This window comes from Paraplanobispora takensis (genome assembly GCF_016863195.1).
Taxonomy (GTDB): Bacteria; Actinomycetota; Actinomycetes; order Streptosporangiales; family Streptosporangiaceae; genus Planobispora; species Planobispora takensis.
The window spans coordinates 30,359-47,947 of the sequence record NZ_BOOK01000068.1; the positions used below are offsets into that span (position 1 = coordinate 30,359).

The following is a 17,589-nucleotide window of genomic DNA, read 5'->3' on the forward strand; positions in this document are numbered from 1 at the left end:
CCCCGCGACCGCGTCCCGCGTTCGGCCGGGAGAGATGGGACGAGGCGGCGGGGCGGCGGGTGCGGAGCCTGGAGGCCGGCGAGGAGCGCTCCGGGGGACCGCTCGTCGTGATCCTGCCGGGACTCGGCGTGCTGGGGTATCTCCAGGACACCCTGGCGGGCTGCGGCGCCTGGGCCAGATCGTTCCTGCTGGACGTCCCCGGCGGCGACGGGCCGGGGGCGTGCCCGGTCGAGGTCCCCGCGCTGGCCGGTACGGTCTCGGCGTGGCTGGACGCGCTGCCGGACGGGCCGGTCGTGCTGGCCGGGCACTCCACCGGAGCCCAGCTCGCCCTGCGGGTGGCCGCGGCGCGTCCCGACCGGGTGCGGGGGCTCGCGCTCCTGGGGCCGGTGTTCCCGCCGCATCTGCGGCGGCCGGCGGCGCTGCTCGCACCGGTCCTGCGTGACCTGTCCCGCGAGTCGCCCGCCCTGCTGAGGGTGGCGGTGCCGTACTACCTGTACGACGGCGTGCCGCGGCTGGCGCGCTACGTGCGTTCCGCGCAGCGTGAGGAGCCCGAGCGGCTGGTCACCGGGATCGGCTGTCCCGTCATAGCGGCGCGCGGCCGGCACGATACGCTCGCCCCGCAGTGGTGGACCGACCGGCTGGCGGCCCTGGCGCCGCAGGGACGGTCGCTGACCGTGCCGGGCGCGCACACCTTCCCCTACCGGCGCGGCGGCCTGACCGCCGCACTCATCGCCCGGGCCGCCCGGGGGACGGGCGTGAGGCCCGGCGGACGTTAGCCCGGCCCGGCCCGGGGGAGTACTGGTCGGTGTGGACCGGGAGCAGTCGGACATCGCTGATCCACTGCTTCGCCGCCCCGGTTCGGCGAGCACGCGAAGAGGTCGGGATCATGCATCTTTCGCTCCACCTCACCCCTCTGACGGACACCGTCATGATGATCACCATGGAGGGGGAGCTGGACGCCGCCACCGCGCCCGTGCTGGAGGCCATGCTGCAGCCGCTGATCGTCGCCGATGTCACCCACGTGGTGGCCGCGGCCGGGAGGCTGCGGTTCTGCGACGTGACCGGAGTGCGGCAGCTCAACGCGGTGAACAGGAGCCTGTACGGCAAGGGAGGCCGGCTGGTCGTCGCCGAGGCGGACTCCGCGCTGCACCGCCTGATCGCCTTGACGAACGGGTGGTCGGTGCCTCCGCTGCACGTGTACGCGAGCCTGGTCGAGGCGCTGGCCGCGGCGGGACTCGACCCCGATGACGTGCCGCCGCATGCAGTGATCGACCGCCGGCACGCGCCGAGCCTGCGCGGCCTGGCGTCCGTCCGGTCCTCCGCGCACCTCGCGCGCAGGCCGCGGCCGGTTGCGCAGGTTCCGCCGTCGTCCCCGGCGGCCGCCTCCGGCCGCATCTCTCTGAAGGAGGTTCTGACCTACTCCCGTCACCTGCGCGGACAGGCCGCGTACCGCATGCGGCTGCTGGAGAAACGGCTCCAGCAGATCGAGGAGGCGCAGAGCGTCCTGGACCGGACCCGGGAGCGGTGCCGCACTTCACTGGCCGCCCTGCGCGGCGGCCGTACCGGCGGATAGACGGCCCGTCCGGCAGGCGGTCCTTCTCTCGGGTGCTCCGTCCCTGAGATCGCGGCACGAGCCGAGATCGGTGCGCGCCGCCGTACCGGCTCCAGGCTTCAGGTCGTACTCGTCCGGTTGTCCACGACCCGCAGGTGGGCCCGGCTCCTGAGGCTGAGGCGTTCGAGCAGCGGCCCGGCCTGGGTCAGCAGGGCCTCGTAGTCGCGGCGGCTGTAGCGGCGCTTGGCCTGCTGGAGCGTGTGCTCCAGGTCGGTGGCCATCGCTTCGGGGTCCTGGGGCCGCAACCGGCGCAGCTGCCGTACGACCTCCTGGTCGAGGGCCTTGCGCCGGCGGTAGGCCTCCCTGTCGATCGTCATGTCGTACAGGGCCTCGACGCGCAGCAGGGCGAGCTCCTCCTGCCGGGAGATGGCGACGTCCTGGTGCGCCGTCGGGGCCGCCCAGACGAGCTTGGGCGGCGTGGGGCATGACGGTGCGGGGGCCGCCGGGACGGGCCTCAGGATCGACAGCAGCCGCCGGATCATCACAACCGCCTTCCGCCCCGGGTACGGGTTAGGTGAATGGGGGCTTTGCTCTTTATGACGCATATTGAGGCGTGTCGGTTGTCGCCCCCGCGACCGGTGGGACGGCCGCGGGGGCGCGGGCCGCACGGCGGGCCGGTGGGCGGCGGCGGTCCGGCTTCCAGAAGTGAGCGTTAACATTCCGGCACGGACGCCCCCGCCGATCAGAAGGGCCGCCGGTCCGCCGCGCGGACCGGGCTACTTGTAGGTGATGGCGGAGGCGGAGTAGACGCAGCTCACGCCGTCGGCGCCGGTGCCGGTCCTGGCGGGCTCGCCGCTGGTGACGCCCTTGTACCTGTCACAGATGGCGATCTTCTTGCCGGAGTCGCCGACGATGGTGATCGCCGACAGCTTCGCGGTGTCGCCGTAGTTGGCGTTGATGCCCACCAGGGACTTGCCCGGGGCGGTCACGAGCACGTTGGAGACCACGACGTGGCGCGCGTACTGCTTGGAGCAGTTGCCGCAGGAGCGGTACAGCTTGCCGAAGTCCTGGATCTGGAAGTCCTTGATGACGAAGGTGCCCGGGCCGTTGTGCTGGAAGGTCTTGTCCGAGGCCTTGCGGGCGCCGCCGCCGTCGACGGTCATCGTCTGGGAGGCGGAGGTGCCCTTGAAGGTGGCGGCGTCCTCGCCGACGTCCTCCCACCAGACGTTCTTGAGCGTGCAGGTGCCGGTGCAGTGGACGCCGTCGGCGGCGGGCGCACCGATGATCACGTTCTGCAGGACGGCGCCGTCGGCCAGCTTGAAGATCGGGTCCTGGCCCTCGTCCTGGCCGTCGCCGCCCAGCGCGCCGGAGCCGTAGAAGCGCTTGAGCCCGCCGTCATAGGTGCCGGAGACGGCGATGGTGGCGGTCACCGGCTGCCGCCCCTTGGCCGTGGGCCAGCCGGGCGGCGGCGAGCCGGTCGAGGTGGGGGCGGGCGTCGGGGTCACCGTGGGCTTCACGGTGGGTGTCGGGGTGGGGGCCGGGGCGGACCCGCCGGTCGCGGCCTTGAGCGTCCAGCGCTTGCTGGAGGCGCTGTCGCAGGAGTTCTGCTGGACGGCGGCGCCGGCCGAGGAGGCCTTGGTGTTGAGGCACTTGGCGCTGCCGAGGTTGACCAGGCGGTAGGCGGAGCCGGAGACCGTCTCCGGCCGCCAGGTGTGGAAGGCGCCGGTGGTGCAGGTCTGCTGGAGGGCGGCCTTGCCCGCCGAGGTGCTGTCGCCCGAGATTCCGGCGCACTTGCCGCTGTGGGCGGCGGTCAGGCGCCGGCCGCCGGAGACGTCCGACAGCCTCCAGGTCTGGCTGGTCGCGCCGTTGCAGGTGTTCTGCACCAGGGCCGCGCCGTCGGCGGTGCTCTTGCCCGACACGTCCAGGCACAGGCCGCTGGCGGCGTTGACCAGGACGTAGGATCCGGCGGCCGGGGCCGCGGCGGCCGACGCCGTCGCGGTGCCCGCGGTCAGTGCGCCGATGAGGGCGCCGGTGAGGATCGCCGCGCCGGACGCGGCGAGCCGCGTTCGGTGGATGAACCTGGATAAAGTCATCATTACACCCTTTAGTAAGGCTTGTTTCGAATTTCCGGTTTGTCCGAAAACGTCGGCCACACTCTAGGGCAAGCGCTTGCCGACGTCTCTGCGAAGTTCCCGCTTCTCCTATAAAGAGTGATTTATGATGATTTGTTCGTTTTGATGTGAGGGGTGCGAGGGCGGCCCGGCCGCTCGAAAAAGTTTCCGGAGCCTGTCGATACGGCCGGCTCCCGTTCGTCGTCATCATGTACGGCAACCCCGCCGTGAGAGGGAACGGGCGGGGGAATGACAGGACGTGGAAGGACGGGCCGTGAAGTACATGCTGCTGATCAACACCACCGCCGAGGCGGCCGAGGGGTGCAGCGTCGAGGACTGGATGGCTTACGGCAAGGCGATGAAGGAGGCGGGGATCTGGGTCTCCGGGTACCCGCTGGCGGACCTGACCACCGCCACGGCCGTCCGGGTCGGTCCCGACGGTGAGCGGACCGTCACCGACGGGCCGTTCGCCGAGTCCCGTGAGATCTTGGGCGGCTACGACGTCATCGACGTGCCGGATCTCGAGACCGCGCTCGACTGGGCCGCGCGCTGCCCCGGCGCCCGGGACGGCGGAACCGTCGTGGTGCGGCCGATCGCCGACTTCGGAATCTGACGGCGGTGGACGAGCGGGCCGGGATGGACGAGCCGGCCGCGACGGACGAGCCGGCCTTGGCGGACGAGTGGGCCGCCGACGCCGGGAGCCTCGCCGAGGCGTCGGTGGAGTCGATGTTCCGCGAGGAGCGCGGCCGGCTGCTGGCCTCCCTCGTACGCCGCTTCGGCGACCTCGACCTGGCCGAGGAGGTCGCCTCGGAGGCGATCGAGGCGGCGCTGGTGCACTGGCCGGTCGACGGCGTCCCGGCCAAGCCCGGCGCCTGGCTGCTGACGACGGCGCGGCGCAAGGCCGTCGACCGGCTGCGGCGGGACCAGGCCTACGCCGCCCGGCTGGCCATCCTGCAGGTGGAGGCGGACCGCGCCGGCCCCGTCCCGCCCGCGGACGCCGACGGCGACCTGCCCGACGAGCGGCTGCAGCTGTTCTTCACCTGCGCCCACCCGGCCCTGCCGGCCGAGGACCGCGTGGCGCTGACCCTGCGCTGCCTGGCGGGGCTGACGACACCCGAGGTCGCGCGGGCCTTCCTGGTCCCGCCCGCGACGATGGCCCAGCGGATCGTGCGGGCCAAGAAGAAGATCCGCCAGGCGCGCATCCCGTTCCGCGTGCCGGGCGCCGACGAGCTGCCCGAGCGGCTGCCGGGAGTGCTGCAGGTCCTGTACTCGATCTTCACCGAGGGCTACGCGGCCAGCTCGGGCCCGCAGCTGCAACGGCTCGACCTGTCCGAGGAGGCCATCAGGCTGGGGCGGATCCTGCGCCGGCTGCTGCCCGCCGAGCGGGAGATCGCGGGACTGCTCGCGCTGATGCTGCTCATCCACGCCCGGCGCGAGGCCCGCACGGGCCCGGACGGCGCGATCGTGCTGCTGGAGGACCAGGACCGCGGACGCTGGGACCGTACGATGATCGAGGAGGGCAGCGCCCTGGTGGTGGCCGCGCTGACCGGCGGCCCGCCCGGCCTGTACGGCGTGCAGGCCGCGATCGCCGCCCTGCACGACGAGGCCGCCGACGTCACGACCACCGACTGGCCGCAGATCGTGGCGCTCTACGACGTCCTGCTCGCTCTCGCGCCGTCCCCGGTCATCGCGCTGAACCGGGCCGTGGCGGTGGCGATGCGGGACGGCCCGCAGGCGGGCCTGGCGCTGCTGGAGGAACTGGCCGACGAGCCGCGGCTGCGCGGCTACGCCCCCTATCCGACCGCCCGGGCGGACCTGCTGCACCGGCTCGGCCGGCTCCCCGAGGCCGCGGCGGCCTACCGGGAGGCGCTGGATCTGGCGGGCACCGAGCCCGAGCGCGTCCACCTGCTGCGCAGGCTCGAATCGATCGGGACCCCCGGCCCGGACGGAGCGTGAGGGGGTCCTCCCGCAGGGCGCCGGTGACCTCTCGCCCGTACGGCGCCCGGCGCACGCGGCACCCGTAGTCATCTGTACGGATCCGTCCTGTACGGCTTCGCAGCATCCATCTGATTCCGCACGAAGACATGCACCCTGAGGAGACGACCGTGGGAAATGACACCATCCTTGCCTGGGTGAAGGCCGAGCGACTCGGTCTCGCCGGCTTCCTCGAAGGACTCGACGACCACGAATGGCGGGCGGACTCCCTGTGCCCCGGCTGGACGGTGCACGACGTGGCCGCCCACGTGACGACGGCCACGCGCACCACGCTCCTCGGCACGATCCGGGGGGCGATCCGGGCCCGCGGCGACTTCAACCGGATGGTCGCCGCCGAGGCCACGGAGCGGGCGGCGCGGTTCGGGCGGGCCGAGCTCGTCGCGCAGATCCGCGAGATGGCGGGATCGGCCCGCCGCGCGCCCGGCGCCGGCCCGCTCGACCCGCTGGTCGACATCCTGGTGCACGGGCAGGACATCGCCCGGCCGCTCGGGTACGTGCGCGAGATGCCCGCCGAGCCGGCGATCGCGGCGCTCGAACATGTCCGCACCAGTGTCTTCTACGGCGCCCGCAAGCGGTTCCGCGGTACGAGGCTGGTCGCCACCGACGCGGAGTGGTCGGCCGGACAGGGCCCGGACCTCATCCGGGGGCCGGTGGGCGACCTGCTCCTGCTGGCCACCGGACGGGCCGCGGGGCTCGCCGCGCTGTCCGGGCCGGGCGTCGCCAGAGTCGCGGCCACGCTGTAGTGGCCCCGCCGCTCCCAGCGCCCCGCCCGGGTGCGGGGCTCCTCTCAGGCGGTCCCGGCCGGGCGCGGGGGCTCCGGCCGGGACCCGGACAGCAGGGTGAAGCGCCGCAGCGCCCACTCCACCGGACCCTGCCGGTGGTGACGCAGCCACCAGGCGCTCAGCGCCAGCAGGACCACGTAGATCACCACGGCCACGCCCATCACCGCGATCGGCTCCAGCCGGCCCGCCAGCGCCAGGCCGTACCCGGTGAAGACCAGGCAGGCCAGCACCGACTGGCCGATGTAGTTGGAGGCCGCGACCCGGCCCGCCGGGGCCAGCGCGCCGCCGACCGCCGGGACCCGCCTGATCAGCTGGAGCAGGGTGACCACGTAGGCGGCCGCCAGCAGCAGGGAGGTCACGTTGTTGATCCCCAGCCCGGCCAGTTGCATGGCGTCCCCGGCCTGGGACGACCAGGTGAAGAAGAGCGCGGCGGGCAGGCCGACGCCGTACCCCACCCACAGGATCCGGGGCACCAGGTGGGCCCAGCGCTCCGGCTCCTCCAGCAGCCGCGACTTGCCCGCCGCCAGGCCGAACAGGAACAGCGCCATCGCCATCGGACCCTGGCCGATCCACACCAGCAGCGCGATCATCGGGTAGGTCTCGGCCTGGAATCGCAGGAAGCCCAGCGGCCCGTCGGTGACCATCGCCTCGGCCCTCGCGGCGGCCGCCGCGTCGGAGGCCGAGGCCGTCACGCTGCCCGGATCGAGCAGGACGAGCCCGGCCAGCAGGAGCCAGATCACCGACATCACCCCGATGATCCAGCAGCCGGCCTTGACGGCGGTCCTGGGCCGGATGTTGCGCATGGCCAGCAGCAGGACGCCGAGGGTGGCGTACAGGGTGAGGATGTCGCCGATCCACAGCAGGAACCCGTGCAGCACGCCCAGGACGAACAGCGCGAGACAGCGCCGGAGCATGCGGGGCTTGACCTTCTCACCCCACGAGCGCATCTGCAGGGTGAAGGAGTAGCCGAACAGGAACGAGAAGATGACGTAGAACTTCGTCAGCACCAGCGTGCTGACCACCAGGGCGACGGGGCCCTCGCTGATGGGAAGGGTCCCGTTGCCGACGGCGTATCCGGGATCGGCGAAGAAGCCGATGTTGGCGATCAGGATGCCGCCCAGGGCGAAGCCCCGCACGGCGTCGATCTCGTGGACGCGCCTGGACGCCGGTACCGAAGTCTGGACCATGGGCTCGATGCTAGGAACGCAGCCCGGAGCGCACATCGAACTTTGGGCGATCTCCGTCCGGACCAAAGGCGCCGGCCCGCCGACCAAAGACGGAGCCCGCCGACGCTATGGGCCGCGCCGCCGTATCGGTGCGACAATCGCCGCATGCCACGCTTCGAGCGCCTCACCGTCGAGGAGGCCCGCACTCTGAGCCGCAACCAGTTGCTGCCCCGCATCGAGGCCGAGCAGAAGTACTGGTACGGGCTCCTGAACAGCGGGCGGATGCGCGTCGGCGACGACGAGGCATTCAAGGCTTTCAACCGGATCCTGCGCGTCGCGGTCGATCCCGGCCACCCCGCCCCCGGCCCGGACGCCTTCCTCGGCGGCGAGGCCGACGACGGGCCCTCCTGCGAGCAGGACCGGGACCTGGACCACTGGACGAAACCGCTCGGCGAGCTCGGTCATCTCTAGCAGCCGAGCCGGCCGCCGCAGCGCGCCGATCCTGCCTGATCCGGCGAATGGCCGTTCTGTCCAGGAAATCCACGATGGAGCGGGTAACTGTAGATGAAGGTGAACGAAGGGGATGTCGATCATGGCACTGCCACCCGTTGTCGATCACGCGACCTGGCGCAAGGAGCTGGAGGAGCTGCGCGCCCGCGAGAAGGCGGCCACCAGGGAACTCGACGCGATCGCCGCGCAGCGGCGGAGGCTGCCCATGGTGCGCATGCCCGAATACACCCTGGCCGGGGCCGGGGGACCGGTCCGGCTCGTCGACATCTTCGAGGGCAAGTCGCAGTTGATCGTCTACAACCACATGTGGGAACCGGGCGCCGAGTGGCAGTGCAGCGGGTGCACCGGCTTCACCTCGTCGTTCACCCGGCTGGGCTTCCTCGACAACTACGACGCGCGATTCGTGATCGTGACCCAGGGCCCGATCGAGGAGGCCCTCGCCTACGCCGAACGCGTCGGCAACACGATGACGTGGTACTCCACCGCGGACAGCCCGTTCGGGGCCGACGTCGACGCACCTCCCGGCGGCGGGTTCGCGATGAACGTCTTCCTGCGCGACGGCGAGACCGTCTACCGCACCTGGCACACCACGGGCCGCGGCGTCGAACAGCTAACGTACACCTTCGCTCTGGCCGATGTGCTGCCGTACGGGCGGCAGGAGGAGTGGCAGGACTCCCCGGAGGGCTGGCCGCAGGCGCCGACCTACAGCGGCTGGCTCGACTCGCCCGATGTCGCCCGGCTGTACGGTCCCGCGTCCTGAACCGCCATGCGGTGGACCGCCGGCGGTGAGACGGCCGAGACCCGCACCGGGGCGGCGCCGGATGAGCGGTCTTCCAGTCCGGCGGGCACCGGACCCGCCGGCTGGAGGACTCGCTGCCGGAGGTCTCGCTATGGGATGAGCGCGATCTTGCCGACGACCCGGCGGTGGAGGAGGTCGTCCATGACGTCGGCGGCGGCGTCGAGGGGCGCGGTGCGCGGCGGGACGGGCTCCAGGCGGCCGGAGGTGACGAGTTCGAGCAGTTCCTCCAGGAGGGCGCGCTGCTTCAGGGGGCCGGTGAGCGACCAGGCGCCCCAGTCGACGCCGACCACCGACCGGTTGCGCAGCAGGACCTGGTTGAGCGGCAGGGCCGGGATCGTGCCGGAGGCGAAGCCGATGACCAGATAGCGGCCGTGGTTGCCGAGCGCGCGCAGCGCCTGCCCGGCGATCTCCCCGCCGACGGGGTCGTAGACGAGATCGACTCCGCCGTCCGACCACCGGCGGGCGAACTCCTTCAGGTCGGCGGGCGTGAGTTCGGAGGTGTCGGCGATCTCGTGCGCGCCTGCCGCGCGGGCGGCGGCCAGCTTCTCCGGCGAGGACGCCGCGGCGAGCACGCGGGCGCCCAGGGCCGTCGCGACCTGGACGGCGGCCAGGCCCACGCCGCCACCGGCGCCGAGGACCAGGACGGTCTCGCCGGCGGCGAGGGCGCCCCGGTTCCGCAGGGCGAACATGGCGGTGCTGTAGCTCTGGACGAAGGTCGCCGCCCGCGCCGCGTCGAGCCGGTCCGGAATCGGTACGGCCGCCGCCGCGGGCACCGCCACCCGGGAGGCGAAGCCGCCGAGGCCGCACATCGCGACCACCCGGGCGCCCACGGCCGGCTCGGCGATCCCGGCGCCCACCGCGGCCACCGTACCGGCCACCTCGCCGCCGGGGACGAACGGCAGCGGCGGCTTGATCTGGTAGCGGCCCCGGACGAACAGCCCGTCCACGTAGTTGACCCCGGCCGCCTCGACGGCGATGACCACCTGACCCGGACCGGGTTCCACCGGCTTGGTCTCGGTCACCACCACGGAGCCCAGTTCCTCGCATACCACCGCGCGCATGTGGCCCACTATGGCCGAAACCGAATCACGTTCGCCAGTGTGAACCGGCGTGAGGAGGCGCCGGCCGGGCTGACATCCCGCTGAATACGGGGCCTGCCTGCGCTGTCACCGTCGAGCCCGGGGATCGCTCTCCCGTCGTCTCGGCCGTCATGATCCGGCAGACTGCCGTCGTATGACACCGCCCGCCCCCGTCGACGACCTCGTGGCCGACTATCTCCAGGCGATCGACGCCGAGGCCCGTGGCCTCGTCGAGGGACTGTATCTGGAGGGATCGGTGGCTCTGGGCGAGTTCCGCCCGCACACCAGCGACGTCGACTTCGTGGCCGTCACCGCCGCCCCGCCGCACGGCGCCGCCCTGACCGCCCTGCAACGCGTGCACGCGCACCTGCGCGCCCGCCGCCCTCGCCCGTTCTTCGACGGCGTCTATCTGACATGGGACGACCTGCGACGTGGTCCCGCCGGCATCGGCCCGCGGCCCACCAGCCACGAAGGCCGTCTCCAGGCCGCCACCACCCCGGACAGTCCGGTCATCTGGCACACTCTGGCGCGTCACGGCGTGGCCTGCCGCGGCCCCGAACTCGTCGAAGTGGGCCTCTGGCGTGATCCGCAGGCCCTGGCGGCCTGGACCGACGGCAACCTCGACCAGTACTGGCGCCGCCTCTGCGACCGCGCCGGCCGCCCGTTCAGCCTGTGGAGGCCGGCCGCCCTGAGCCCGTACGCCGTCGTCTGGGTCGTCACCGGCGTCTCCCGCCTGCACTACACCCTGGCCACCGGCGACATCACCTCCAAGGAGGGCGCGGGTCGCCACGCGCTGGAGACGTTTCCCGCGCGATGGCATCGCGTGATCGATGAGGCCCTGCGCATCCGGCGAGCGGACCGGGCCCGGCCCACGGCCTCCGGACTCATCACGGGCCTGGCCGAGTTCGTGCCCTCCGGACGGGCGGGTGAGCGGCGGTCGCTGTATCGGACACCGCAGGCCCGCCGCCGTGACGTCCTCGCCTTCGCCGACATGGTCATCACCGACGCGCACCGCCTCCACGCGTCATGAGCGTGAACAGGACCACCGCCAGAAATCACCCCAAGACGGCCCGTCGACGTCCGGCCGTCAGCTCGGGCCGCCATTCCAGGTGGGTCGCTCTCATTCCTCCGTGAGGGGTGGAAACCCCGACGGCTGGCGGCGGACGCGGAAGCGCAGGTGCAGCACTCTGTCGCCCCGGATCACCGTGTGCGGGTCCTCGAGCAGGTGCTGGGCGTCGACCGATCCGAAGTACCGCTTGCCCGAGCCGAAGACCACCGGCACCACGTCCATCGCCACCTCGTCCACCAGGCCCAGGGCGAAGGCCTGCCCGCCGACGTCGCCCGCCGCCACGGCGACGATCCGCTCCCCGGCGAGTTCCCCGGCCTTGGCGACCGCCTTCGCCACATCGTCGACGAAGAGGTAGGACGCCTCGGGGTGCCACCCCTCGGGCTTGGGCCGGTGCGACACCACGACCACGTGCTCGCCCGCCGGCGGTGAGCCCTCCCAGCCGTCGGTCATGTCGAACAGGTGACGCCCGATCACCATCGACCCGATGCCCGCCCACATCGGGCGGACGGTTACCGGGCGGGGGTGCCGGAGCAGGTGGTGTCGGTGGCGGGCAGGGCTCCGTCGAGCAGGTAGCGGCCGACGGCGGCGTCGACGCAGGCGTCGGGGGTGGCGGTGAACACCCGGGAGACCAGATGACGGAAGGCGCCGCGCACGGTGACCATGCGGGAGCCGCTCAGGGCCCGGTGCATCGCCCGCTGTCCCGGATAGGGGGTCTTGGGGTCGCCGGAGGCCCCGACGATCAGGGCCGGGACGTCGTTGCGGATCAAGGTCGGGGGCTCGGCGGGGGAGGCCGGCCAGAACGCGCAGGGGAGGTTCATCGCGCGGGTCAGCGGGCCGAACAGGGGCTCGTCGGCGCGGTGGGCCTGGATGTCGCGGTAGTGGTCGCCGACATCGCGGGAGGCCGGTCCGTCCGCGCAGGTGATCGCCATCCGCGCGCTGCCGGCCCCGTCGGTCTCCGGCGAGGACAGGTAGGCCAGCCCTTCCTCCAGGGATGGGGCCGAGGTGATCTCGGCTCCGTGGGCGGCGTCGTTGAGGACCTTGAGGTCGGCGGCCAGAGCGGCGTAGGCCTGTTCGCCGTCCCTGCCCAGGCTGAGCAGCAGGATCGCCGGAAAGACGTGGGTGTCGACCCGGTGGCGGCCGATCCGCAGCGGGTCGCGGGCGGCGACCCGGTCGATCCGGTTCACGGTGGCCAGGACCCGGGCGGTGGTGGAGCCCAGGCGATAGCGGTCGTGGTGGCGGGCGGCCCAGCCGGCCCACTTCTTCAGGGCCGCGGCCAGGTACGGTCCCATCGGGCGGGCGTAGCCGGGCCCGGCGGCCGCGGGGTCCAGGGCGCTGTCGAGGACGAACCGGTCGACACGGCGGGGGAACAGCTGCATGTAGACCGCGCCCAGGTAGGTGCCGTACGACCCGCCGAGATAGGACAGCCGCGGCTCGCCCAGAGCGGCGCGGATCACGTCCATGTCGCGGGCGGTGGCGCGGGCCGAGGCGTGCGGCAGCCTCTCCCGCAGCCCCGCGCAGCGGGAGGCCAGGTCCCGGGCCTCGGCCGCGATCCGCTCGAAGCCGCGCCGGTCGTGACCGGTCGAGCGCACGTAGTCGCCGATGGGCCAGTGGCAGTTCAGCGGGGTGCTGCGCCCGGTGAACCGGGGGTCCATCCCGATCACGTCGTAGCGGGCCGCCAGCGCGGGCTCGGCTTCCTTGAGCAGCGGCGCGTAGACCCTTCCCGGGTCGCCGGGACCGCCGGGATTGATCAGCAGCGCTCCGCGCCGGCGTCCGGGGTCGGCGGCCTGCAGCCGGGAGACGGCGACCTTGACGGTGGGCCCGTCGGGGCGGGCGTAGTCCAGCGGGACCGTGACCTCGGCGCAGCGCGCTCCGGCGGCGTGCAGCTGAGCGCCGATTTCGTCGCCGGGGCCGGTCCGGCAGTCGTTCCAGGTGATCTTCTGCTGCTCGAACCGGGAGAGCCCGCCGTCCGGGCCGGAGGGCCGGGGTCCGGAGGCGGCCAGGGCGCTCGCGCATCCGGGTGAGGCGAGCAGCGCAACGGCGGCGACGGCCGCCATGGAGATCTTTCTCATGGAGGTCAGCGTCGCGGCCGTGCCGTACGGCCCGCATCGGCCATCAAGACGATCAAGAAGCCGCGCGTCTCGGCCGTTCGGCCAGGAGACGGCTCCCGTCGGCGGTCCCCGAGATCCGGCCGGCCCGGGGCGGCAGGGCGACGGCCGCCCCCGCGCCGCGGGTCAGGGTTCCGGAGTCCGCCTTGATGATGACCGCGGTGCCGGAGTCCCTACGGCGCCTCCGCCCGCCCCCGGAAGGGAACCTTAAGCATCCCGTAAGAGCACCACGAGAGTCTGGGGACACAAGCGGAACGGCGGACCGGCAACGGCCCCGCCGCCTCCCCGAACCCGAATCCGAACCCGAGAGGAAGCAACTCATGCGCAGGTTCAAGCTCCAGGTCCAGGTCAGCGTCGACGGCTACATGGCCGGTCCGAACGGCGAGATGGACTGGATGACCTTCCCCTGGACCGACGACATCGGCGCCTACATCACGGAGATCACCAAGCCGGTCGACTGCATCGTGCTGGGCCGCAGGCTCGCCGAGGGCTTCATCCCGGCCTGGGAGTCCGGCCCCGAGGGCGAGGACCGGGAGTCCATCGACTGGATGAACAACACGCCCAAGGTCGTGATCTCCAACAGCCTCACCGAGTCGCCGTGGAAGAACGCCGTCGTCGCCGGCGGCGACCTGACCGAGACCGTGAACCGCCTCAAGTCCCAGCCGGGCGGGGACCTGATCGCCTACGGAGGCGGCACGCTGGTGTCGAACCTGATCGCCGCGGGGCTGCTGGACGAGCTCCACCTGTTCGTCAACCCGGTCGCGCTCGGCGGCGGGATGCCGGTCTTCCCCGACAGCGGCGCCTACCACCGGCTGCGCCTGGTCACCGCCCGGCCGTTCGACTGCGGGATCACCGTGTTCCACTTCGAGCCGAAGCGCTCCTGACCCCGGCCGCCTCCCGCGGGAGCGGGCCGGACGACGGACGGGCGACGACGACGCGGGGCTCGCCGAGGGCGGCGAGCTCCTCGCGCAGGGCGGCGGCCAGCACCGGCGCGTCGGGCAGGGTGGCCGGATCGAAGACGGTGCTGATCACCACGGTTCCGGCGTAGGACAGCACCGCGAAGGTGACGGGCATGTTGCCGTTCTCCGAGACCGGAAGAGGGATGACCTGCCGGACGGCGGACCCGCCGAGCGCCATGGTCCGATCGGGACCGGGGACGTTGGAGACCAGGGTGTGCATGAACCGCTGCCGGGTCATCCACCGGCGGTGGAGCCCGAACCGGGCCGCCAGGCGGAAGAGCGGGCCCAGCAGGGCGATCGGCGACGGATGCGAGAGGGAGGCCTTCTGCTCCCCGACGACGGCGGAGATGCGCCGCAGCCGCCGGCCGGGGTCGCCGGCGGCCGGCAGACGGACGGTCACCGGAGTGATCTCGTTGCCCAGATGCCCGATGTCCGCGGCGCGCCGCAGGGTCATCGGGATGGCGACGGAGATCTCCTCGACGGACTCCCCGCGCGCCGAGAGCAGGGTGTGCAGAGCACCGGTCACAACCGTGAGCACGGCGTCGTTGAGCGTGCCGCCGTACCGGTGCGCGGCGGCCTTCAGCCCGGCCAGCTCGACCCGTACGACGTCCACGCCGCGCTCGGGTCCCGTCGGCCGCAACAACGAACATCCCTGGGCGGGCGCCGGACGGAGCCCGCCGGGCGCACGCGCCGCAGCCCGCAGATCCCGAAGGAATCCGGGCAGCCGCGCCACCGCCCGCAGCCGCGCCCGGAAGGCGTCGGCGGCCAGCTCGGGGAGGGTGGGTGCGGGCGGATCGGGAGCGTCGGCGGCTGATCCGGGTACGGCGAGCGGGGATCGGCCGGGGGCGCTGGAGGGCGGATCGGGTACGGCGCGCGGGGGACCGCCGGCGGTGTCCCGGTCGTCCAGCAGGCCCGCGAGGATGGCCAGTCCGCCCAGGCCGTCGGCCAGCACGTGGTCGACGACGAGGATCAGCGCCACCGTGTCCCCGGCCAGGCCGGTGACGAAGACCGCCGACCACAGCGGACCGGACGGCGGCAGCGGCCGGGTCACCGCCTCGACGGCGACGCCGAGCAGTGCCCGCTCGTCGCCAGGCGCGGGGCAGGTCACGTGCGTGACGTGGCGGCGGGCGTCGAATCCGGGGTCGTGGATCCAGATCGGGCGGCCGCATCCGGGCGGGACCGGCCGGAGCCGCTGGCGCAGGCGGGGGATGCCGAGGGCCCGTACGGCCAGCAGGCGCTCGGCCGCCGCCGGGTCGAACCCGTGGCCGTCCAGGATCAGGACGGCTCCCATCTGCTGCGGGACACGTCCGCGGGCGCTGATGGAGCGCGCCATGAGGTCACTCGGCGAGGCCCGCTGGATGACCCGCGATCCGCCGGAGAGCGGGGAAGGCCCGGTCACCGGCCCCGCCCGGCGGCGGGACGGGCCGCGTCGTACGCCGTGTCCCGCGCCCCATGTCCTCATGCCGCCAGTGTGCGCGCGGGGCGACAGCCCTCCCAGGGCCGAAAGGCCCGCGTTCCACGCCGGAAGAGCCCTCGTGGGAAGACTGCCCGGAACCGATGGATGTCGTACGCTGGCAGCGCCTCTGAAGATCTCGACTTCGGGAGTCGCCGTGATAACGCATATCGGTGTGGCCGTGCTCTACGTCAGCGATCAGCAGGAGTCCGTGGACTTCTATGTCGAAAAGCTCGGTTTCAAGAAGACCGTCGACGCGGAGATGTTCGAGGGAATGCGCTGGATCGAGGTGACTCCGCCCAACGGCCAGACATCCATCGCCATCCACGATGCCGCGGCGTCCGGGAAGCAGCCCGGAGAGGGGGCGTACCTCACCTTCACCTGCGACGACATCCAGGTGACGGTCGACGGACTGCGGAACGCGGGGGTCACGGTCACGGATCCGACCGAAGAGCCGTGGGGCACATATGCGCATGTGGACGGCCCGGACGGCCACCGGATCCAGATCCACCAGAAATAGCCGGCCACGGCACGCGTCAGCGCTCCGACCCCGAGCCGCCGATCACCGGCGGCGGGCCGGAGCCCCTTCCACGTCATGTCACCGCTCCGGGGCCAGGCGGGAGAGGAGCTCCTCCAGCCGCACCGCGCGGGCTTCGGCCGAGGCCAGGGCGGCGCGCAGCTCCTCGGCGCGGGCGTGGGCGCTGTGCCGGGCGGCCTCGGCTTCGGCGGCGCGGATCTGCGCGGCGGTGAGATCGTCACGGGCCTGTGCGAGCTGCTCGTCGCGGTGCTGCAGGGAGGTCCGTACCCGGTCGGTCTCACGCCGGGCGGCCTCGGCTTCGGCACGGGCGGCGTCCAGGGCGGCGCGAGCCTGGTCGCGGGCGGCCTCGGCGTCGGTACGGGCCCGGTCACGGGCGGCTTCGGCGTCGGCCCGGACCTGGTCGCGGGCGGTCTCGGCCGCCTGAAGGCGCTCCCTCACCGAGGTGAGCTGCTCGCGCAGCGCGGCGGCCTCGGCCTGGGCCCGGTCCGCGCCGGTGCGGGCGGCGTCGAGTTGGTCGGCCTGGCGCTGGTGGGCGGTGCGCAGGGCCTGCAGGTCGTCGTGGGCGGTGTGCAGTTGCGCGGCCAGCGCGTCGTGGGCCGCCTGCGCGGCGGTGCGGGCGGCCTCGGCCTGACCCCGGGCGCGCTCGTGCCGTGCCACCTCCTCCCAGGCCTGGCGCCGTACGGCCTCCGCCTCGGTCTGGGCCCGGGCGGCCTGGCGCTCGGCACGGCCGCGGGCCTCGGCGTCGGTGCGGGCGGCGGCCAGGGCCTCCCGGCGGCGCTGCTCGGCGATCTCGGCGCGCTGGACGGCCTGGGCCGCCTCGTCGCGGGCGGTCTCCGCCTCTGCCTCGGCGGCGTCGATGCGGGCCAGCGCGCCGTTCTCGGCCTCCCGCAGGCGGGTGCCCAGCTCGGCCAGCACCGTGCCGAGCCGGTCGGCGGCCGGAAGCACGGTCTCGGCCAGGGTGAGGGCGGCGGCCAGGGGTTCGGCCACTGCGGCGGCCTGCTGTTCACGCCGGGCCCTGGCCGCGGCGTCCTTGTGGGCGGCGCTGCAGTACTTGGCCGGACGTCCCCCGGTGCGCCGGCCGTGCTCGTCGCGCCGCGGCGGCGGCAGCGGGTTGCCGCAGCCCTCCAGCAGGCAGGTGCCGGTGGGCCCGGGCTCCCCGGCCTCCTTGAGATCCTTGGGCTCCCCGGGCGGACCGGCGGGCTCCTCGTACGGGGAGGCGTCCGGCGCGGCGCCGGTCATGAGATCGTCGACCATGCGACCACTCTAGAGAGTCGGCTTTTCGAGTATCGGCTCAACGGTAAAGCGACACCACTAATCCCCGGCCCGGATCTCCGCCTGCGCCTTCCCGGCCCGCCGCGCCCGGCCCAGGGAGAGTCCATGAAGAAACGCACCCGGTGGCGCCGAGGCCACCGGGCGCGTTCCGGATACCGCTCGCCACCGGTTCAGGTCGGTGGCTCACCATCGGTCCGGG

General features: G+C 73.2%; 18 protein-coding genes. 10 read left to right on the forward strand and 8 right to left on the reverse strand.

The genetic code is table 11. From position 1 onward, the window contains the following. Nucleotides 1-59: 59 nt before the first annotated feature. Together Pta02_RS36825 and Pta02_RS36830 are read left to right on the forward strand one after the other, a co-directional pair. Nucleotides 60-776, forward strand: coding sequence for an alpha/beta fold hydrolase (locus tag Pta02_RS36825; RefSeq protein ID WP_203879648.1), 717 nt, complete (start codon nt 60-62; stop codon nt 774-776). 110 nt (nt 777-886) lie between these two features. Next, nucleotides 887-1,573, forward strand: a complete 687-nt coding sequence (locus tag Pta02_RS36830) for an STAS domain-containing protein (RefSeq protein ID WP_203879649.1) — start codon at nt 887-889, stop codon at nt 1,571-1,573. A 98-nt stretch (nt 1,574-1,671) separates the two neighbouring features. Here Pta02_RS36830 and Pta02_RS36835 read toward each other — a convergent pair whose 3' ends face one another. Next, nucleotides 1,672-2,094, reverse strand: coding sequence for a hypothetical protein (locus tag Pta02_RS36835; RefSeq protein WP_203879650.1), 423 nt, complete (start codon nt 2,092-2,094; stop codon nt 1,672-1,674). Nucleotides 2,095-2,328: 234 nt separating this feature from the next. Next, nucleotides 2,329-3,645 carry a pectate lyase gene (locus Pta02_RS36840; RefSeq protein WP_203879651.1) on the reverse strand — a complete coding sequence of 439 codons (1,317 nt, stop codon included), beginning with the start codon at nt 3,643-3,645 and terminating at the stop codon, nt 2,329-2,331. A gap of 301 nt (nt 3,646-3,946) precedes the next feature. On the opposite strand from Pta02_RS36840, the gene Pta02_RS36845 reads away from it, so the two are divergent. From Pta02_RS36845 to Pta02_RS36855, 3 genes are all read left to right on the forward strand, one after another. Next, nucleotides 3,947-4,276 carry a YciI family protein gene (locus Pta02_RS36845; protein ID WP_239131523.1) on the forward strand — a complete coding sequence of 110 codons (330 nt, stop codon included), beginning with the start codon at nt 3,947-3,949 and terminating at the stop codon, nt 4,274-4,276. A gap of 5 nt (nt 4,277-4,281) precedes the next feature. Beyond that, nucleotides 4,282-5,619, forward strand: a complete 1,338-nt coding sequence (locus Pta02_RS36850; protein ID WP_307837519.1) for an RNA polymerase sigma factor — start codon at nt 4,282-4,284, stop codon at nt 5,617-5,619. Between the two features lie 149 nt (nt 5,620-5,768). Then, entirely contained in the window at nt 5,769-6,401 is a 633-nt protein-coding gene (locus tag Pta02_RS36855) for a maleylpyruvate isomerase family mycothiol-dependent enzyme (protein ID WP_203879653.1), read from the forward strand. Nucleotides 6,402-6,445: 44 nt separating this feature from the next. Here Pta02_RS36855 and Pta02_RS36860 read toward each other — a convergent pair whose 3' ends face one another. Beyond that, nucleotides 6,446-7,627: a DUF418 domain-containing protein gene (locus tag Pta02_RS36860; protein ID WP_203879654.1), complete on the reverse strand. Its 1,182-nt coding sequence runs from the start codon at nt 7,625-7,627 to the stop codon at nt 6,446-6,448. Between the two features lie 144 nt (nt 7,628-7,771). Between Pta02_RS36860 and Pta02_RS36865 the strand changes: the two genes are divergently transcribed. Both Pta02_RS36865 and Pta02_RS36870 read left to right on the forward strand, forming a co-directional pair. Beyond that, complete coding sequence (locus Pta02_RS36865; RefSeq protein ID WP_203879655.1) at nt 7,772-8,077, forward strand: hypothetical protein; 306 nt, start codon at nt 7,772-7,774, stop codon at nt 8,075-8,077. A gap of 121 nt (nt 8,078-8,198) precedes the next feature. After that, nucleotides 8,199-8,876 carry a DUF899 domain-containing protein gene (locus tag Pta02_RS36870; RefSeq protein ID WP_239131521.1) on the forward strand — a complete coding sequence of 226 codons (678 nt, stop codon included), beginning with the start codon at nt 8,199-8,201 and terminating at the stop codon, nt 8,874-8,876. Nucleotides 8,877-9,004: 128 nt separating this feature from the next. Here Pta02_RS36870 and Pta02_RS36875 read toward each other — a convergent pair whose 3' ends face one another. After that, nucleotides 9,005-9,976, reverse strand: a complete 972-nt coding sequence (locus Pta02_RS36875; RefSeq protein WP_203879656.1) for an NADPH:quinone oxidoreductase family protein — start codon at nt 9,974-9,976, stop codon at nt 9,005-9,007. Nucleotides 9,977-10,148: 172 nt separating this feature from the next. Between Pta02_RS36875 and Pta02_RS36880 the strand changes: the two genes are divergently transcribed. Beyond that, nucleotides 10,149-11,024: an aminoglycoside adenylyltransferase domain-containing protein gene (locus Pta02_RS36880; protein ID WP_203879657.1), complete on the forward strand. Its 876-nt coding sequence runs from the start codon at nt 10,149-10,151 to the stop codon at nt 11,022-11,024. Between the two features lie 90 nt (nt 11,025-11,114). Here Pta02_RS36880 and Pta02_RS36885 read toward each other — a convergent pair whose 3' ends face one another. Both Pta02_RS36885 and Pta02_RS36890 read right to left on the reverse strand, forming a co-directional pair. Then, entirely contained in the window at nt 11,115-11,561 is a 447-nt protein-coding gene (locus tag Pta02_RS36885) for a dihydrofolate reductase family protein (protein WP_203879658.1), read from the reverse strand. Nucleotides 11,562-11,572: 11 nt separating this feature from the next. Then, nucleotides 11,573-13,132, reverse strand: a complete 1,560-nt coding sequence (locus Pta02_RS36890; protein ID WP_203879659.1) for an alpha/beta hydrolase — start codon at nt 13,130-13,132, stop codon at nt 11,573-11,575. A gap of 356 nt (nt 13,133-13,488) precedes the next feature. Here Pta02_RS36890 and Pta02_RS36895 point away from each other — a divergent pair, with 356 nt between their 5' ends. Then, complete coding sequence (locus tag Pta02_RS36895; protein ID WP_203879660.1) at nt 13,489-14,052, forward strand: dihydrofolate reductase family protein; 564 nt, start codon at nt 13,489-13,491, stop codon at nt 14,050-14,052. Here Pta02_RS36895 and Pta02_RS36900 read toward each other — a convergent pair. Continuing rightward, complete coding sequence (locus Pta02_RS36900) at nt 14,018-15,460, reverse strand: wax ester/triacylglycerol synthase domain-containing protein (protein WP_203879661.1); 1,443 nt, start codon at nt 15,458-15,460, stop codon at nt 14,018-14,020. The two genes, Pta02_RS36895 and Pta02_RS36900, sit on opposite strands and share 35 nt — an antisense overlap. A 202-nt stretch (nt 15,461-15,662) precedes the next feature. Here Pta02_RS36900 and Pta02_RS36905 point away from each other — a divergent pair, with 202 nt between their 5' ends. Next, entirely contained in the window at nt 15,663-16,100 is a 438-nt protein-coding gene (locus Pta02_RS36905; RefSeq protein ID WP_239131522.1) for a VOC family protein, read from the forward strand. Between the two features lie 78 nt (nt 16,101-16,178). Here Pta02_RS36905 and Pta02_RS36910 read toward each other — a convergent pair whose 3' ends face one another. Further along, nucleotides 16,179-17,372, reverse strand: coding sequence for a hypothetical protein (locus Pta02_RS36910; RefSeq protein WP_203879662.1), 1,194 nt, complete (start codon nt 17,370-17,372; stop codon nt 16,179-16,181). Nucleotides 17,373-17,589: the final 217 nt, after the last annotated feature.

Excerpts from the sequence above, each read along its gene's own strand:
- Pta02_RS36835 (WP_203879650.1), bottom strand. The coding sequence starts at position 2,094 with ATGATCCGGCGGCTGCTGTCGATCCTGAGGCCCGTCCCGGCGGCCCCC.
- Pta02_RS36885 (WP_203879658.1), bottom strand. The coding sequence starts at position 11,561 with ATGTGGGCGGGCATCGGGTCGATGGTGATCGGGCGTCACCTGTTCGAC.
- Pta02_RS36895 (WP_203879660.1), top strand. The coding sequence starts at position 13,489 with ATGCGCAGGTTCAAGCTCCAGGTCCAGGTCAGCGTCGACGGCTACATG.
- Pta02_RS36900 (WP_203879661.1), bottom strand. The coding sequence starts at position 15,460 with ATGGCGCGCTCCATCAGCGCCCGCGGACGTGTCCCGCAGCAGATGGGA.
- Pta02_RS36845 (WP_239131523.1), top strand. The coding sequence starts at position 3,947 with ATGCTGCTGATCAACACCACCGCCGAGGCGGCCGAGGGGTGCAGCGTC.
- Pta02_RS36875 (WP_203879656.1), bottom strand. The coding sequence starts at position 9,976 with ATGCGCGCGGTGGTATGCGAGGAACTGGGCTCCGTGGTGGTGACCGAG.
- Pta02_RS36890 (WP_203879659.1), bottom strand. The coding sequence starts at position 13,132 with ATGAGAAAGATCTCCATGGCGGCCGTCGCCGCCGTTGCGCTGCTCGCC.
- Pta02_RS36840 (WP_203879651.1), bottom strand. The coding sequence starts at position 3,645 with ATGACTTTATCCAGGTTCATCCACCGAACGCGGCTCGCCGCGTCCGGC.
- Pta02_RS36880 (WP_203879657.1), top strand. The coding sequence starts at position 10,149 with ATGACACCGCCCGCCCCCGTCGACGACCTCGTGGCCGACTATCTCCAG.
- Pta02_RS36910 (WP_203879662.1), bottom strand. The coding sequence starts at position 17,372 with ATGGTCGACGATCTCATGACCGGCGCCGCGCCGGACGCCTCCCCGTAC.
- Pta02_RS36830 (WP_203879649.1), top strand. The coding sequence starts at position 887 with ATGCATCTTTCGCTCCACCTCACCCCTCTGACGGACACCGTCATGATG.
- Pta02_RS36865 (WP_203879655.1), top strand. The coding sequence starts at position 7,772 with ATGCCACGCTTCGAGCGCCTCACCGTCGAGGAGGCCCGCACTCTGAGC.
- Pta02_RS36870 (WP_239131521.1), top strand. The coding sequence starts at position 8,199 with ATGGCACTGCCACCCGTTGTCGATCACGCGACCTGGCGCAAGGAGCTG.
- Pta02_RS36860 (WP_203879654.1), bottom strand. The coding sequence starts at position 7,627 with ATGGTCCAGACTTCGGTACCGGCGTCCAGGCGCGTCCACGAGATCGAC.